Source organism: Deinococcus alpinitundrae (genome assembly GCF_009982895.1).
Lineage (GTDB): Bacteria > Deinococcota > Deinococci > Deinococcales > Deinococcaceae > Deinococcus > Deinococcus alpinitundrae.
Genome location: NZ_WXZL01000009.1, coordinates 128562 through 144095 on the forward strand (window position 1 = coordinate 128562; position 15534 = coordinate 144095).

At 64.8% G+C, this 15534-nt stretch carries 12 protein-coding genes; 7 read left to right on the plus strand and 5 right to left on the minus strand.

The window, feature by feature from the left end:
- Nucleotides 1-48 precede the first annotated feature (48 nt).
- Complete coding sequence (locus tag GUI70_RS10620; protein WP_161882283.1) at nucleotides 49-585, minus strand: GyrI-like domain-containing protein; 537 nt, start codon at nucleotides 583-585, stop codon at nucleotides 49-51.
- A gap of 155 nt (nucleotides 586-740) precedes the next feature.
- Between GUI70_RS10620 and GUI70_RS10625 the strand changes: the two genes are divergently transcribed.
- The 4 genes from GUI70_RS10625 to GUI70_RS10640 all read left to right on the plus strand — a co-directional run bounded on the left by GUI70_RS10625 (nucleotide 741) and on the right by GUI70_RS10640 (nucleotide 5578).
- Nucleotides 741-1694, plus strand: coding sequence for a nucleoside hydrolase (locus tag GUI70_RS10625; protein ID WP_161882284.1), 954 nt, complete (start codon nucleotides 741-743; stop codon nucleotides 1692-1694).
- A gap of 130 nt (nucleotides 1695-1824) precedes the next feature.
- Nucleotides 1825-3741, plus strand: a complete 1917-nt coding sequence (locus GUI70_RS10630) for a circularly permuted type 2 ATP-grasp protein (RefSeq protein ID WP_237724838.1) — start codon at nucleotides 1825-1827, stop codon at nucleotides 3739-3741.
- Complete coding sequence (locus GUI70_RS10635; protein ID WP_161882285.1) at nucleotides 3741-4676, plus strand: alpha-E domain-containing protein; 936 nt, start codon at nucleotides 3741-3743, stop codon at nucleotides 4674-4676. The genes GUI70_RS10630 and GUI70_RS10635 overlap by 1 nt, the downstream gene beginning before the upstream one ends.
- Nucleotides 4677-4744: 68 nt before the next feature.
- Nucleotides 4745-5578, plus strand: coding sequence for a transglutaminase family protein (locus GUI70_RS10640; protein ID WP_161882286.1), 834 nt, complete (start codon nucleotides 4745-4747; stop codon nucleotides 5576-5578).
- A 63-nt stretch (nucleotides 5579-5641) separates the two neighbouring features.
- Here the strand turns inward: GUI70_RS10640 and GUI70_RS10645 are convergent, their stop codons facing one another.
- A complete protein-coding gene (locus tag GUI70_RS10645) occupies nucleotides 5642-6241 on the minus strand; it encodes a YIP1 family protein (RefSeq protein ID WP_161882287.1) in 600 nt (199 codons plus the stop codon).
- 134 nt (nucleotides 6242-6375) lie between these two features.
- Here GUI70_RS10645 and uvrB point away from each other — a divergent pair, with 134 nt between their 5' ends.
- The gene (gene uvrB / locus GUI70_RS10650) at nucleotides 6376-8391 is read left to right on the plus strand and encodes an excinuclease ABC subunit UvrB (RefSeq protein WP_161882288.1); all 2016 of its coding nucleotides are present in this window, start codon (nucleotides 6376-6378) and stop codon (nucleotides 8389-8391) included.
- A gap of 94 nt (nucleotides 8392-8485) precedes the next feature.
- Here uvrB and GUI70_RS10655 read toward each other — a convergent pair whose 3' ends face one another.
- Nucleotides 8486-8806, minus strand: a complete 321-nt coding sequence (locus GUI70_RS10655; protein ID WP_161882289.1) for a hypothetical protein — start codon at nucleotides 8804-8806, stop codon at nucleotides 8486-8488.
- 140 nt (nucleotides 8807-8946) lie between these two features.
- Nucleotides 8947-12975, minus strand: a complete 4029-nt coding sequence (gene dnaE, locus GUI70_RS10660; RefSeq protein WP_161882290.1) for a DNA polymerase III subunit alpha — start codon at nucleotides 12973-12975, stop codon at nucleotides 8947-8949.
- Between the two features lie 104 nt (nucleotides 12976-13079).
- Here dnaE and GUI70_RS10665 point away from each other — a divergent pair, with 104 nt between their 5' ends.
- Nucleotides 13080-13949 (plus strand): hypothetical protein, encoded by an 870-nt coding sequence (locus GUI70_RS10665; protein ID WP_161882291.1) that lies wholly within the window; start codon nucleotides 13080-13082, stop codon nucleotides 13947-13949.
- A 22-nt stretch (nucleotides 13950-13971) separates the two neighbouring features.
- Here GUI70_RS10665 and GUI70_RS10670 read toward each other — a convergent pair whose 3' ends face one another.
- On the minus strand, nucleotides 13972-14244 hold the full coding sequence (locus tag GUI70_RS10670) for a hypothetical protein (protein ID WP_161882292.1): 273 nt from the start codon (nucleotides 14242-14244) through the stop codon (nucleotides 13972-13974).
- Between the two features lie 268 nt (nucleotides 14245-14512).
- Here GUI70_RS10670 and GUI70_RS10675 point away from each other — a divergent pair, with 268 nt between their 5' ends.
- Nucleotides 14513-15496 (plus strand): aldo/keto reductase, encoded by a 984-nt coding sequence (locus tag GUI70_RS10675; RefSeq protein WP_161882293.1) that lies wholly within the window; start codon nucleotides 14513-14515, stop codon nucleotides 15494-15496.
- Nucleotides 15497-15534: the final 38 nt, after the last annotated feature.

Consider the following 15534-nt stretch of genomic DNA (forward strand, 5'->3'; position numbering starts at 1 on the left):
GCGGTTTCCCGGTTCAAGTATGCCTTTCGCCGCTGACTCCGTCTTCACTCAGGGAAACAGTCGTCCGCGCGTTTCGGGCCGCAGCTTGTTCATCCACTTCATCGGCAGGGCCAGTTCGCCCACGACCTCATCCTCACCGCGCGTGGTCCAGACACCGTAATCCACCTGCCGCAGCGGCCCCAGCACGTCGCCGTTGGCCTGAGCCGCCTGCTCCACCCCGAGCCGCGCTCGGTGGAACAGGGCCGAATCCTGAAATTCCCGCTTGGTGAGTGGCAGGTATGCCTCGCGGTGGTCGGGGTCGAGGCGGGTGGTCAGCCCCTCCGGTACGCTCAGCTCGCCCCGGTACGGCACACAGACTTCCACTGGGCCGTCGCTGGCCTCGGTCACAGGATGGTGGTAGATGACCACCACCGGGCCGAGTTGCTCCAGCCCCTGGTCGGTCAGCACCTGCGGCAGGGCCAAGCTGGCTCCACCGACGAAGTTCTCCAGTTGCGCCGGGCGCAGGCGGTTGACGGCGCAGAGCATCATCTGAGCCGGAACGAAGCGAAATTGCACCGGGGTCACGGCGGGCGCGGGAGCAGTCATGCTTCATGGTAAACGTAGGGCGCGGCGCGGCGGGCCTTCAGGCCCTCAACGCTCCAGGCACTCAGCCTGGCGGCGCTGGATCAGCGGGGCAGGCGTGAGGGGCGGCATTGGGCTGGCTTCAGTCTGACGCAGCGCGCTTTGGCTATTCTTCAGCCATGCCCACTCTCACGCCCCGTCCGGTCATCCTCGACGGCGACCCCGGCCACGACGATGCCGTCAACATCCTGCTGGCCTGCTCAAGCCCCGAGCTGGACGTGCTGGGCGTCACCACCACCTACGGCAACGTGGGGCTGGAGCGCACCACCCACAACGCCCTGGTGGTCCGCGAGCTGATCGGCGCGGGCTTCCCGATTTATCCCGGCGCAGACCGCCCGCTGGTCGTGCCGCGCCTGAGTGCCGAGGCGGTTCACGGCGAGAGCGGTTTGGACGGTCCCGATCTGCCCACGCCCACGCGCGGAGCCGAGCGGCTGCACGCCGCGCAGTTCATCATCGATACGGTCAGGGCGCGGCCCGGCGAGGTGACGCTCCTGCCCACCGGCCCGCTGACCAATCTGGCGCTGGCGCTTCGCCTCGCGCCCGACATCGCGCCGAAAATCCGCGAGGTCGTCTGGATGGGCGGCAGCCTGGACACCGGCAACTGGACGCCCAGCGCCGAGTTCAACGCCCTGTGCGACCCGCATGCTGCCCGCATCGTCTTTGAATGCGCCGCCGAGACGGGCCTCAAGCTGACCATGTTCGGCCTGAATGCCACCCACCAGGCGATTGCCGACCCGGCGCGGGTGGCGGCTTTCCGGCAACTCGGCACGCGGGTGGGCGAGTTCACCGCCGTGCTGCTGGAATTCTTCGCCGGGCACCACCGCGAGCGCTATGGCTGGGAGGGCGGCGCGCTGCACGACCCGATGACGGCGGCTTACCTGATTGCCCCGGCACTGTTCGGGGTCAAGGCCATGCGGGTGGACATCGACACCACCGAAGGTCCCAGCGCGGGCCGGACGGTGTGCGACGTGTGGAAGGTTACTGGCCAGCCGCCGAACGCGGACGTGGCCCTGACGGTGGATGCGGACGGCTTCTTCGCGCTGCTGGTCGAGCGGATAGGGCGCTATGCCTGAGTCGGCGGCGACCTCGGAGCGCTCCGCAGCCCTCACCCGGGCAAGGCTTCGTTCCTAGACGAAACCTGTATGAAGCCTCATGGCCAGGCCCGGTTCCGCTATCCTGGGCGCACGTCCGGGGAGGAAAAGCATGCAGAACTATCAGCAGGGTGAGCGGTTCTTCGACGAGATGTTTGCCTCCAGCGGCACGGTCCGGCCCCACTATCAGGGCGTGCAGGCATATCTGGAGCGCCTCGGCGTGCCGGAGTTCGAGCGGCGGCGCTCGCTGCTCGATCTGGCCTTTCGCAACCAGGGCATCACCTTTACCGTCTACGGCGACAGCGCCGGAACCGAGCGCACCTTTCCCTTCGACCCGGTGCCGCGCATCATCCCGGCGGGCGAGTGGGCCACCCTGGAAGCCGGGCTGACCCAGCGCGTCAAGGCGCTCAACGCTTTTTTGCGCGACATCTACAGTGACGCCCAGATTCTCAAAGACGGCGTGATTCCCAGCGAACTGGTCTACACCTCCTCACATTTCCGGCGCGAGGTTCATGGCCTCAAGGTGCCGCTGGGCGTCTACACTCACGTCGTCGGCAGCGATCTGATTCGCGACGAGCAGGGCAATTATCTGGTGCTGGAAGACAACCTGCGCTCGCCCAGCGGCGTGAGCTACCTGCTGGCCAACCGCGCCGCCATGACCCGCATCTATCCGGGCATGTTCGACTCGCAGGGCGTGCGCACCGTGCAGCACTACCCCACCGAACTGCTCAAGGTGCTCAGTTCGCTCAGTCCGCGCGCGCCGGAGGCCACGGTGGTGCTGCTGACGCCCGGCATGTACAACAGCGCCTACTTCGAGCACGCCTACCTGGCCCAGCAGATGGGCGTGGAACTCGTCGAGGGCCGCGATCTGTTCGTCGACAATGGCCGGGTGTGGATGCGGACCACCGCCGGGCGCACCCAGGTGGACGTGATCTACCGCCGGGTCGACGACGACTTTATCGACCCGCTGACCTTCCGCCGCGACTCGGCGCTGGGCGTGCCGGGGCTGGTCGAGGTGGCCCGCCAGGGCCGGGTGGCCATCGCCAACGCCATCGGCGCGGGGGTGGCCGACGACAAGGCGGTGTATGCCTACGTGCCGCAGATGATCGAGTATTACCTCAACGAAACGCCGATTCTGGGTAACGTGCCGACCTTTCTCGGCTGGAACAGCGATCACCTGATGCATATGCTCGAAAACGCCAGCGAGATGGTCATCAAGGCAGTGGGCGAGGCAGGTGGCTACGGCATGCTGATCGGCCCGGCCTCCACCAAGCAGGAGGTCGCCGACTTTCTGGTGCAGGTCCGCGAGAACCCCCGCAACTACATCGGCCAGCCGGTGATCGGGCTGTCGCGCCACCCTACCTTCTACCCCGATGCGGGCGACTTCGAAGCCGCCCACGTCGACCTGCGGCCTTACATCCTGGTGGGCCGCAACGTCAGCATCGTGCCGGGCGGCCTGACACGGGTGGCCCTCAAGCGCGGCTCGCTGGTGGTCAATTCGTCGCAGGGCGGCGGCTCCAAGGACACCTGGGTGCTCGACCACGATGGCCCGGTGCAAAGCCAGATTCAGAGCCAGTTTCAGGGCGCGCCGCTGCAAGGCGGGCTGGTGCCGCCCGGCCAGCCGCACGCCACCTCAGGACCGGCCCAGCGCCACCTGCAAAACATGCCGCCGGGTCAGGGCCAGTCTCAAAGTCAGTCTCAGTCGGGCGGTGGCACGCAGTCGCAGAGCCAATCCCAAACCAACCCGGCGCAGGCCAGTTCAGCGCAGACCCGTCCGCCCCAGGATCAGGAGCCGCTCCTCGGGCACGCCGAGACCCCCACGACCGATAGCGACCACGCCGCCCACCGCTTCGTGCCGGGAACCGAACTGCCCGAGCAACTCGCCGAGCAGCAAGGCCACGCCGCGCCGGACGAGGATGGCGGTGAAACGGCGGCTGTCTCCACGGACACCGAATCGCCGGAGACCGGGCCGCCCGACCTGAGCGTGGTGCCGGGCATCGAGCAGCCCGATCCCCAGGGAGACGTGTAATGCTTTCGCGCCTCGCCGAATCGCTGTACTGGATTGGCCGCTATGTGGAGCGTGCCGAAAACACCGCCCGGCTGCTCAACGTCAATTACTACGCCACCCTGGAAGCGGGCGGGCGGGTCAGCGAGGAGTGGCTGCCGCTGCTGGATATTTCCGGCACCAAGAGCGGCTTCTCCGAGCAGTACGGCCGCGCCGACGCCCACAGTGTGGCCGCCTGGCTGGCCTTCGACCGCCGCAATCCGTCGAGCATCGCCTCGAGCCTCTCGCGTGCCCGCGAGAACGCGCGCGGCCTGCGTGACCGGATTCCCAGCGAGATGTGGGAAGAACTCAACCGCGCCTACCTCGATCTGTGCTTTCAGAGCGCCGACGTGCTGGCCCGAGACGGCCTGTTCGAGTACTGCTCGGCGGCCCGCGACGCCTCGCAGATGTTCTTCGGTATCGCCTTTGCCACCCTGCCGCGCGACGAGGGCTGGTCGTTCATGCGCACCGGGCAAATGCTGGAGCGCGGCGACAACCTGCTGCGGCTCCTCCAGGTGCGCTACAGCGTCCGCAGCCCGGTTTCACCGGCCCAGGCCGCCGTGGACGACCACCGCTGGATGGCCGTGCTGAAAACCGTCTCGGCCTACGAGGCGTTTCGCAAGAGCGAGCACGGTGGCCTTGAGCCGCGAGCCATCGCCCGCTTCCTGCTGCTTAACCCCTACTTTCCGCGCAGCGTGCGCTACAGCGGCGAGAACTTGCACGATGCCCTGGTGCAGATCGAGCGCATGCACCCCAAGGCCCATCCCCAGCTGCTGCGGGAAGCCAGCTGGCTGCTGGCACGGCTCGAACACGCCAGCGTAGACGACATCCTCGACGGCCAGTCGCCCAGCCTGGACACCTTGCTGAGCGACTTCAACGCCATCGGCTCGGCCATCTACGCCGCCTACTTCACGGTGTAGCTGCCCGGACCCTGCGCCGGGCACCCGCTGTGCGCGCCCACTTTTTCCCGTATCCTCACCGGAGAGCTATGCGCGCCGATATCCGCCACGTCACCGAGTACTCGTATAAAGAACCCGCCTGGGATTCTTTCAACGAAGTGCGCCTGCATCCCGAGGCCAGCGCCCGTCAGCAGCTCAAGAGTTTTCATCTTCTGGTCGAGCCGGAAGCCAGCAGCGTCACCTCACACCGTGATTACTTCGGCTCGCTGGTTCACCACGTACACGTGCACGAACGCCACACCGTCTTGCGCATCGAGGCGCAGGCGCTGGTCATCACGAAGCCGCTGACCCCGCCGCCGCCGGTACCGCTGAGCGCGCTGGACGACCTGCGCGGCGAGGTCACCGAGTTTCTGATCGCCAGCCCACGGGTGCCCAGGGGCGAGTGGCCGGAGGTGTTCGGCGTGACCCGGCCCGGCTCCAACGACGATCTCTCGGGCTTCCTGAGCGACCTGACCCACCAGCTGTTTGCCCAGTTCACCTACAAACCCGGAGCCACCAGCGTGCGCACCACCATTCAGGAGTTCGCCCGTGAGCAGCAGGGCGTCTGCCAGGATTTTACCCACGCCATGCTGGGCATCTGCCGCACCCTGGGCATTCCGGCGCGCTACGTCAGCGGCTACCTGTATTCCGGCGGCGAGATGGTCGGCGCGGACGCCACCCACGCCTGGGTTGAGGCGCTGATTCCCGGCGTGGGCTGGACCGGCTTCGATCCCACCAACGACGTGCTGGCCGGAGAAAAGCACATCAAGATCGGGCACGGGCGCGACTACCCCGACGTGTCGCCGGTGCGCGGCACCTTCTACGGCGGCGGCCAGGGCAGCCTGGACGTGGAAGTGCGGGTCTACGGCGAGCAGCCGCAGTAGGGAAGAGGGGCCGAAGAAAGCCGCCGCCCAGCATCCCGGGCGGCGGCTGACGGTGGAGTTGGCTCAACCGCCGGTGAGCACCGCTCCAGCGATGAACAACGTCGCCAGAAAACCGCCGACCAGGGCGAGCACCAGGAAGTAGGCCAGGCCCGAGAGCACCAACAGGGCGATGCCCTCGCCGTTGGTGCGGATATTCATGCTCGACTGCACCGCCAGAAAGCCGAAGTAGACGATCGCCAGCGAGATCAGGATGTTGGCCAGCCAGCCGAGAATCGGGATGATGCCGATGACGGTGCCGAGGATGCTCAGCGGCACGTAAAACAGCGCGAAGGTGTAGGCGACCTCGGCGTAGGTGCCGGTCCCCTTGAACAAGGCCTTGCCGATGCCGTAGACCGCACCGGTAAAGACCGCGAAGCCCAGCGGCACCAGAATCAGGCGGCTGAAGAGCTGGCCGAAAAAGGTGACCTCGCGGTGGAACGGCGCGAAGATGGCGGCGATGATGGCCGAGACCACTGCCGCGACCAGCACGTAGGTGTAGGCCGACTGCACGCTCCCGCGCCACTCGAACTTCTCGAAGGTGGCGACGCTCGGCTGACTCAGAACCGCCGTACTCTGGCTGAACATGGTCTGGATACTGGGATTGAGCTGGGGGGACTTTTGCATACTTTCAATTATGAACATGGCCCCGTCAAAGTTGCGTCAATCCCTTTAGAAAAGTTTTAACCTTCTCAAATGGTTCACGGCGCAATTGCACCCGGCACTTCTGTCATGGCCGTAATGTGGCGTAGACTGGAGGGATGCTCAAGGTCCAGTCGGAGTACACGCCCGCCGGTGATCAGCCGACCGCCATTCGCAGCCTCGTGGACGGCCTGGAGAGCGGCCTGAGGTTTCAGACGCTGCTCGGCGCGACCGGCACCGGCAAGACCTATTCCGTGGCCCAGGTGATCGAGCAGACCGGACGCCCGGCGCTGATCATGGCCCCCAACAAGGTGCTGACCGCCCAACTCGCCGCTGAGTTTCGTGAGTTTTTCCCGACTGCCGCCGTCGAGTTCTTCATCTCGTACTACGACTACTACCAGCCGGAAGCCTACGTGCCGGGCAAGGACCTGTTCATCGAGAAGGACGCGGCCATCAACCAGGAAATCGAGCGGCTGCGCCACTCGGCCACCCGCAGCCTGCTGACCCGGCGCGACACTATCGTGGTGGCCTCGGTGAGCTGCATCTACGGCCTGGGCGACCCCGCCGAGTACCGGGCGCTCAACATCATTCTCAAGGTGGGCGAGAAGCTGGACCGCGACGAACTGCTCAGCCGACTGGTGACCATGCAGTACGAGCGCAACGACATCGAGCTGTCGGCCGGGAAGTTCCGGGCCAAGGGCGAGATGATCGAAATCTGGCCCAGCTACGACGAGCAGCCGCTGAGGATTCAGCTGTGGGGCGACGACGTGGAGCGTATCCAGATCGTTCATCACGTGACCGGCGACAATCTCGGGGACCTCGACGCAACCGTCATCTATCCGGCCAAACACTACGTCGCCAGCGCCAGCAACGTCGAGCGGGCCATCGTCACCATCCAGCAGGAACTCGACGAGCGGCTGGAATACTTCAACTCGGTGGGCAAGCTGCTTGAGGCCCAGCGCCTCAAAGAGCGCACCCTCTACGACCTGGAGATGATGAAGGTGCTGGGCTACTGCTCAGGCATCGAGAATTACTCGCGCCACGTCGATGGTCGGCGGCCCGGCGAGACGCCCTACACCATGCTCGACTATTTTCCCGACGATTTTGTGACCTTCATCGACGAGTCACACGTGACGGTGCCACAGATCGGTGGCATGGCCAACGGCGATAGGGCGCGCAAGCAGACGCTGGTCGACTACGGCTTCCGGCTGCCCTCGGCCATCGACAACCGCCCTCTGAACTTCGATGAATTTCTGGGCAAGACTGGGCAAACGGTGTTTGTCTCGGCCACCCCCGGTCCCTTCGAGCGCGAGAAAAGTGACAGCGTGGCCGACCAGATCATCCGGCCCACCGGACTGGTCGATCCACCGGTCACGGTCAAGCCGATTCAGGGTCAGATCGACGATCTGCTGGGGCGCATCCGCGAGCGGGCCGCCAAGGGCGAGCGGGTGCTGGTCACGACCCTCACCAAGCGGATGTCGGAAGACCTCACCGAGTATCTGCTGGAGCGCGGTATCCGTGCCCGCTACATGCACTCGGACATCGATTCGGTGGAGCGCCAGGTGATCATCCGCGATCTGCGGCTGGGCCACTATGATGTGCTGATCGGCATCAACTTGCTGCGCGAGGGACTGGACCTGCCCGAGGTTTCGCTGGTCGCCATTCTGGACGCCGACAAGCCAGGCTTCCTGCGCAGTGACCGGGCGCTGATTCAGACGATTGGCCGCGCTGCGCGCAACGTCAACGGCGAGGTGATTCTGTACGGTGACAACATCACGCCCGCCATGCAGACGGCCATGGATGAGACGGCCCGACGCCGCGAGAAGCAGACCGCCTTCAACATCGAGCATGGCATTACCCCGACCACCATCGTCAAGGGCGTGCGCAACGTCATTCGCGGCGAGGAGGTGGCCGAGCTGCCCGCAGCGGGCGACCTCAGCAGTGACCGTGACACCCTGACCATGCAACTCACGGACCTCGAACTCGACATGTGGCAGGCGTCCGAGGACCTCGACTTCGAGCGGGCCGCCAGCCTGCGCGACCAGATTCGCAGCATCGAGGCCAAATTGCAGGGCAAGAACTTCGAGCAGCCTACCGTACCGGGGCAGAAGGTGAGACGCAAAGGTCGGCGGTGAGGTGAGTGCCTGGTCTGGGTGACAAACCGCCCGCTTTTGCTGGTGCGACCCGGCGATGAACTCCTCAGATCAGGCGGCTAAGGGAAGCGACAGCTCAGACGACATATTCGCGCATGAACTCCCGCACGCTCTGTTCAACATCTTCCACTGTTCCGTAATGACCACTCAGGGCCAAATCCAGAGAATCATCGAAACCGTAAACGGCATCTCTGACGTTCTCCAGTGTGGTCTCATTCGCTGTTAAGCGGATCAGAGCCTGAGTCATTGCTCTCCTGCCTTTTAGATGGTCTTCGTGCCAGGTAGCGATAAGGCGCACATAGACAGCAAACGCCGCGCTGTCCAACTGATCTAGAGCAAGCTCGTGTAGGGCACTGATGAGGCTTGAAACATCGCCTTTTGAGTAATCCACATTCACCAGCACCCCTAGCAAATCGTCCAGTACCTTAAACTAGTGATCGGCCCAGTCCACAACGTCTCTGGGAGAAACAACTCCGCCTATCAGAGCGTGCCGATGAACTGCCGCTTCCCGCACTAGTGACGACACCAACTCCTCTCTCAAGCCTTCATTCCCTTCCCCGCTTGCCGATTCGCCCAGGCGGGCGGCTTGGGCGCGAAGCGGCTCAGAATGGTGGCCTGATCGTAGGCCAGATACGACTTGCTCCAGGGAAAGGTCTTGTTGAGTTCCCGTATGGCGTCGCTGCTGCCCACCGGACGTTCGAGCTGATACACCACGAACTGCTCGCCGCCTTCCATCCGCAGAAAGGTGGGCATGCTCCCGGCGTGTTCGTCGAGCACGCTCTGAAACTCGCCCAGCGCGTCGGGGCTGGTCTGTTCCAGATCAATGTCCACATACATGACCTTGGGCACGTCGGTGAGCTGCTCGGCGGTGATAACTTCCTCGGCCACCACCCGCATCCCGCCCTCCTCGCTCTCGATCTCCACGATGACCAGGGCGGGCGTGTCGTTGATCAGCTTGTCCTGAATGCGCTCGTAGGCCCGCGAGAAGCCGACCAGTTCGATGGTGGCGCTCTCGTCAGCCAGATTGAAGCGGGCCATCATGCCGCCCGATTTGGTGGGCTTCTTGACCACGTTCTCGATCATGCCCGCCAGCACCGCCTTGACGCGCGGGCCGCGCCCGTTGACGGCGGCCTTCTGCGGCTGGGCGGCGAACCAGTCTTCCAGCGCGGCGATGCGGACGGTGGCGGCCTCACGCAATCCCTCGTGCTGCTCTAAGGGATGGCCGGAGATGTAGAGGCCCAGCGCGTCCTTTTCCAGGCTGAGTTTTTCGAGTTCGCCCAGCGGCGTCACGTTGTGGCGCAGCCTGGGTTCGGGGGCGGTTTCCGCCATCCCAAAGAGGGCTTCCATGCCGGAGTTGAGCATGCTGGCCGCGCCCTGCGCCCAGGCCAGCGCATCTTCCAGGCTCTCGAGCAGTTGCTTGCGCTCCCCGAAAGCGTCGAAGGCCCCCGACTTGATCAGGCTTTCCATGCCCTTGCGGTTGCAGGTCTTGTTGTCAATGCGCGAGCAGAAGTCGGCCAGCGACTTGAAGGACCCCGCCCGCTCGCGCTCGTCGAGAATCTTGACGACAGCGTTCTCGCCCAGTCCCTTGATGGCGTAGAGGCCAAAGTAGATCTGCGTGCCCTGCACCCGGAAGTCCGCGCCCGACTGGTTGATGTCGGGCGGCAGCACCTCCACACCCATCTTGCGGGCGTCGGAAGCGTACTCGGCCACTTTGTCCGAGTCGCGCCGCTCGACGGTGAGCAGGGCCGCCATGAACTCCACTGGGTAGTTGGCCTTAAGCCAGGCGGTCTGGTAGGTGATGACCCCGTAGGCGGCGCTGTGACTTTTATTGAAGCCGTAATTCGCAAACGCATCCAGCAAATCGAAGAGTTTATTGGCCTCATCTTTCGGAACTTCGTTGGTTTTTGCACCCGCCACAAACAGGTCACGCTGCTTGGCCATTTCCGCCGTGTCTTTCTTGCCCATCGCTCGGCGCAGCAGATCGGCCCCGCCCAAGCTGAACCCGGCGACCTCCGAGGCGATCTGCATGATCTGTTCCTGGTACACCGGAATGCCGTAGGTTTCCGAGAGAATCTTCTCCAGCCACTGCGCCGAGTTGGGAAAGCCGTCGCGCACGTAATCCACTTCCTCTAAATGGTGGTGGCGGCGCACATAGGTCGGAATGTTTTCCATCGGGCCGGGTCGGTAGAGTGCCGAAAGGGCGATGATGTCGGCCAGCCTTCGCGGTTTGAGGCGGCGCGAGGCGTCGGCAATGCCCGCCCCTTCCAGCTGGAACACGCCCTTGGTATCGCCCCGGCTGAGCATCTCGAAGGTCCGCTCATCGTCGAAGGGAATGGTATCGAAATCGACGTCCTGCGTGCTGAAGACCGGCTGAGATTCGCGCAGAATCCGCTTGGCCTCATCCAGAAACGACAATGTGCGCAGGCCCAGGAAGTCCATCTTGATCAGGCCGATGTCCTCGACCGCTTTCATGTCGTACTGACAGACCATGCCGATGCCGGAGGTGTCGCGCATCACCGGCACCAGGTCGGTCAGCTTGTCCCTGCCGATCACCACGCCCGCCGCGTGGACCGAGGCGTGGCGGGTCAGGCCTTCGAGTTGCTGGGCAAATTCGTAGGCTTCGAGCAGTTGCTGGTCCTCGGCCAGCAGTTGCTGAATGTCCGGCACGGCGTCGCGGGCCTGCTCCAGCGTAAAACTCTTGCCGAACTTGATGGGAATCAGCTTGCTGACCTTATCGACCTTGGCGTATTCGAGGCCCATCACGCGGGCCACGTCCTTGAGGCAGGCCTTGCTCGCCATCGTCCCGAAGGTGGCGATCTGGGCCACCTTGTCCTCGCCGTACTTCTTCTGCACATAGTCGATGACTTCCACCCGGCGGGCGTCGTTGAAATCGATGTCCAGATCCGGCATCGAGATGCGGTCGGGGTTGAGAAAGCGCTCGAACAGCAAGTCAAACTCCAGCGGATCGAGGTTGGTGATGCGAATGGCGTAGCAGACGATGGAACCTGCCCCCGACCCGCGCCCTGGCCCCACGCTGATGCCGTGATCCTTGGCCCAGTTGATATAGTCGGCCACGATCAAGAGGTAATCGGGAAAGCCCATGTTGTTGATGACGCTCAGTTCGTACTCGGCGCGGCGCAGCAGCACCAGCGCGTGGGTGTGGTGGGCGCGGCAGGTCGCTTCCGCTTGACTGCCGGGGTCGAGCTGAATGGCCGTGTCGCTGGCCTCGCCCTTGGAACGCTGCCAGTCGGTGCAGGCGTAGTCGGGGAGGGGCTCGGACTCGGCGGCCCGCTCCATGACCTCCAGCGCCGGATACGGGGTGTACTTCTCGCCCGCCGCCTTGCCTTTTCGCTCCCATTCGCTGCCCAGAAAGGCGATCAGGGTCAGCAGGGTGTCGAGGTCGCAGCTCCGGGCGTCGCAGCCGTTCGTTCGCGAGAGCACGCGCTCACGCTCACCCACCTCCAGGGCCGCCAGACTCCGCACCGCGTACTCGCGCAGCAGCGCCTCGGTGACGTGGTGCGGATAGCGCTTGAGGCTCCCGGCATACGTCTGGACGCGCAACTCCTCGGCCATGCTGCGGCCCTCGGGAATCGGCAGGGCAGGCATCTGGTAAACGCGCTTCTTGCCCACCGGCAACTCCACGTTGCACAGGTCAGCGATGTTGGCCGAGTTGTCGAAAATCTGCTCGCCCCACTCGGCCACCGGCAGGGCCGTCTGCATTTCCTCCAGCGTCTTGACATAAAACTCGTCGCAGGGAAACTTGAAGCGGTTCTCGTCGGCCATGACCGCCTTGGTCTGAATGGCCAGCAGCGTTTCGTGGGCGGTGGCGTCAGATTTTTTCACGTAGTGGCCGTCGTTGGTCGCCACCATGCCGATACCGAGTTCGTCGGCCCAGGCCTTCAGAACGGGGTTGTTGCGCTTCTGTTCCGGCAAACCGTGGTCCTGAATCTCGATGTAGTAGTTCTCGCCGAAGAGGTCGCGGTACCACAGCAGCCGCTGCTTGGCCTCGGCCTCGCGGCCCTGCATCAGCAGTTGCTGCACTTCGCTGCCCAGGCACCCGGAGAAGGCGATCACGCCCTTCGAATGTTCTTCCAGCAGCTCATGGTCGATGCGCGGCTTGTAGTAGTACCCCTCGGTGTAGCCCCGGCTGCTCAGACGGCACAGGTTCTGGTAGCCCTCGAAGTCGCGCGCCAGCAAGGTCAGGTGGAAGATGCCCTTCTCGCCGCTGACGCCGGGCTTCTTGTCGCGCCGGGTGCCGTGGCCGGGCACCACATACGCCTCGTAGCCGAGAATCGGCTTGACCTGGGCAGCCTGGGCATAGTTGTAGAAATGCACCGCGCCGTGCATGTTGCCGTGGTCGGTCATGGCGCAGGCGGCCTGGGTGCCCTGCGGCGTGACTTCCTTGACCCATTTCAGCAGATCCTTGAGCTTGGCCGCGCCGTCAAGCAGCGAGTACTGGGTATGCTGGTGCAGGTGAGCGAAGCGCGGGATTTTACCTTCGCTGGGAGCGCAGCAGGAGCCGTCGGGCAGGTGGAGATGTGGTTGTGAAGCGTCGGCGGCGGTCATGGTTTCAGTCTACGGCGGGGGCAGAAGCGGCACTGTGCGGGGGTGGGGTTGGCGGCAGCCCGCCGCCTCACCCGCCGTCACCTCGCGTCCCTCACCATGAAGGGATGAAGCGCTTTCCCATTTTGTTGCTCGGCCCTGCACTGCTGCTCAGCGGTTGCGGCGGCGTGGCAGTCCCGGGCCTTTCCGACGCCCTGACCAAAGCCGAGCTGCGCCTCTCCGCGCAGCTGCTGATGCCGCTGCTCTCGGCCACCACGGTGCAACTGGCCGCCCGCGAATTCGGCCAGCCGCTGCTGCCCACCTCCCCGGCACTCGGCGGGCAGAAGCTGACCCCGGCGGCGCTGAGCTGCGGTCAGGCCAGCCTCGGCAGCGATTTCGCCGACGCGGACCATGACCGCATTCCCGCCCAGATCACAGCCCAGCTCGACTGCGGCTACACCGACGAGGACCCCGACACCACCTCGGCCCTGAAGCTCAGCGGCAGCATGACGGTGGCCGATACCGACGATCACGACCCTGCCAGCGGCCTGATGAGCACTGCCCAGCTCAGCGGCACGGCCCAGACCCAGTACAAAACCTTCAGCGGCTCGCTCGACACCACCAGCCGCGCCCGCGCCGTTTTACAGCCCACCAGCGGCGACGGCGGCTCCAGCGGCAGCCTGACGTTCGGGACCTCCTCGGTGGGATCAGGGCAAGCGTTCGGCCTGGCGAGCCGCGTGACCATCAGCCGCACGCTGGACGCCCAGCTGGATGTGCAACCCGATGCCGATCAGCGTGGCGGCAACCTGACTCTGGTCGGGCGGCTGAGCAGCCGCAACGACCTCAGTCGCCGAAGCAGCGATTTGCAACTTAGCGGCACCTTGCACGCCGCTCAGGAAGGGTGCCGGGCCGCCGACAGCGGCAGCGTGGTATTTAGCAAGGGCAGCGTGAGCCTGACGGCCACCGTGACCGACTGCGGCGTCTACAGCTACGAGTGAGCCAGCGAGCGGCAGCGCAGGATCAGCCGATTAGCCCGTCGGAGCGCTCGCTGCTGTCACCGTCAGCCAGCAGCCGAAACTGCATGGCCTTCTCACGCAGCCCCATCTGGGCGTAGCATTCCGAGAGCTTGAGGGCGAAAAACCGCATGGCCTGAACGTCCTCGCGGCGCTCGGCAGATTCCAGGCAGGTGCGGTAGTGCATCACCGCCAGATGGTACTGCGCGCCCTGCACGGCGCTGGCGGCGCGGCAGTGGAACATTCTCAGCGAAACGATATCGGTGGGCTGGCGGTTCATCTCCGAGCAGTGTAGTTGAGCGCGTGAACGTTGAATGAAGTGTATTGAACGGTCAACGGCACTCAGGTTTGATGAGAACGGGGCGCTCGGCCCTGACGCAGCAGCGCCTGCATCCGCCGATTGAACGGTCGCGGACCGACCAACGCACGAATTGACGACAGAACCGAGTTTACTCGTCTGGTTTTCCTGCACAGCCAGGTAGGTCTGACCACCCTTCATGACGGCCCGGCAAAGGCGGCATGCACGCGTCCGCGCTATAACACCGTCCATGAACTACCGCCGCCTGGGAAAGACCGGATACGACGTGTCGAGCATCAGCTTTGGGGCCTGGGCCATCGGGGGCACCTGGGGAGAAGTCAGCGAGGTCGACGCCATGAGCGCCCTGCACAAAGCGCTCGACGTGGGCATCAATTTCTTCGACACCGCCGACGTGTACGGCGACGGGCGCAGCGAACGCCTGATCGCCCGGCTGCGGCGCGAGCGCCCGGAACCCTTCCATGTGGCGACTAAAGCCGGGCGGCGGCTCGATCCGCACGTGGCAGGCGGTTACAACGCGGCCAACCTGCGCGGCTTCATCGAGCGCAGCTTGCAGAACCTGGAGACGGACAGCCTCGATCTGCTGCAACTCCACTGCCCGCCGCCGGAGGTCTATCAGCGCGACGAAGTGTACGGCGTGCTCGACGGCTTCGTGCAGGAAGGCTTGCTACGGGCCTACGGGGTGAGCGTGGAAGCGGTGGACGAGGCGCTGACGGCCATTCAGCATCCGAATGTCGCCACCGTCCAGATCATCTTCAACGCCTTTCGCAGCAAGCCCGCCGAGCAGTTCTTCGCGGCGGCGCGGGCTGCCGATGTGGGTATTCTGGCCCGCGTGCCGCTGGCGAGCGGCTTGCTGACCGGCAAGATGACGGCCCAGAGCCGTTTTGCCGCCGACGATCACCGCAATTTCAACCGGCACGGTGAGGCCTTCGACAGGGGTGAGACTTTCTCGGGCGTGGACTTCGAGACGGGCCTGGCAGCAGTGGAGGCGTTGCGCCCGCTGGTGCCGGAAGGTCAGACGCTGGCCGAGTTCGCCCTTAGATGGATTCTGATGTTTCCCGAGGTGAGCTGCGCCATTCCCGGAGCCAAGAACCCGGCCCAGGTGGAGGCCAACGCCCGCGCCGCCGATCTGCCTCCGCTGAGTGGAGCGCAGATGCAGGGTGTGGCCGCGACTTACAACCGCCTGATCCGGCCCCAGGTGCAGGCGCTGTGGTAAGTTCCCAGGCCTGAACACAGGAGCAGCCGGAGCGCGGT

Excerpts from the sequence above, each read along its gene's own strand:
- GUI70_RS10620 (WP_161882283.1), bottom strand. The coding sequence starts at position 585 with ATGACTGCTCCCGCGCCCGCCGTGACCCCGGTGCAATTTCGCTTCGTT.
- GUI70_RS10625 (WP_161882284.1), top strand. The coding sequence starts at position 741 with ATGCCCACTCTCACGCCCCGTCCGGTCATCCTCGACGGCGACCCCGGC.
- GUI70_RS10630 (WP_237724838.1), top strand. The coding sequence starts at position 1,825 with ATGCAGAACTATCAGCAGGGTGAGCGGTTCTTCGACGAGATGTTTGCC.
- GUI70_RS10635 (WP_161882285.1), top strand. The coding sequence starts at position 3,741 with ATGCTTTCGCGCCTCGCCGAATCGCTGTACTGGATTGGCCGCTATGTG.
- GUI70_RS10640 (WP_161882286.1), top strand. The coding sequence starts at position 4,745 with ATGCGCGCCGATATCCGCCACGTCACCGAGTACTCGTATAAAGAACCC.
- GUI70_RS10645 (WP_161882287.1), bottom strand. The coding sequence starts at position 6,241 with ATGCAAAAGTCCCCCCAGCTCAATCCCAGTATCCAGACCATGTTCAGC.
- uvrB (WP_161882288.1), top strand. The coding sequence starts at position 6,376 with ATGCTCAAGGTCCAGTCGGAGTACACGCCCGCCGGTGATCAGCCGACC.
- dnaE (WP_161882290.1), bottom strand. The coding sequence starts at position 12,975 with ATGACCGCCGCCGACGCTTCACAACCACATCTCCACCTGCCCGACGGC.
- GUI70_RS10665 (WP_161882291.1), top strand. The coding sequence starts at position 13,080 with ATGAAGCGCTTTCCCATTTTGTTGCTCGGCCCTGCACTGCTGCTCAGC.
- GUI70_RS10670 (WP_161882292.1), bottom strand. The coding sequence starts at position 14,244 with ATGAACCGCCAGCCCACCGATATCGTTTCGCTGAGAATGTTCCACTGC.
- GUI70_RS10675 (WP_161882293.1), top strand. The coding sequence starts at position 14,513 with ATGAACTACCGCCGCCTGGGAAAGACCGGATACGACGTGTCGAGCATC.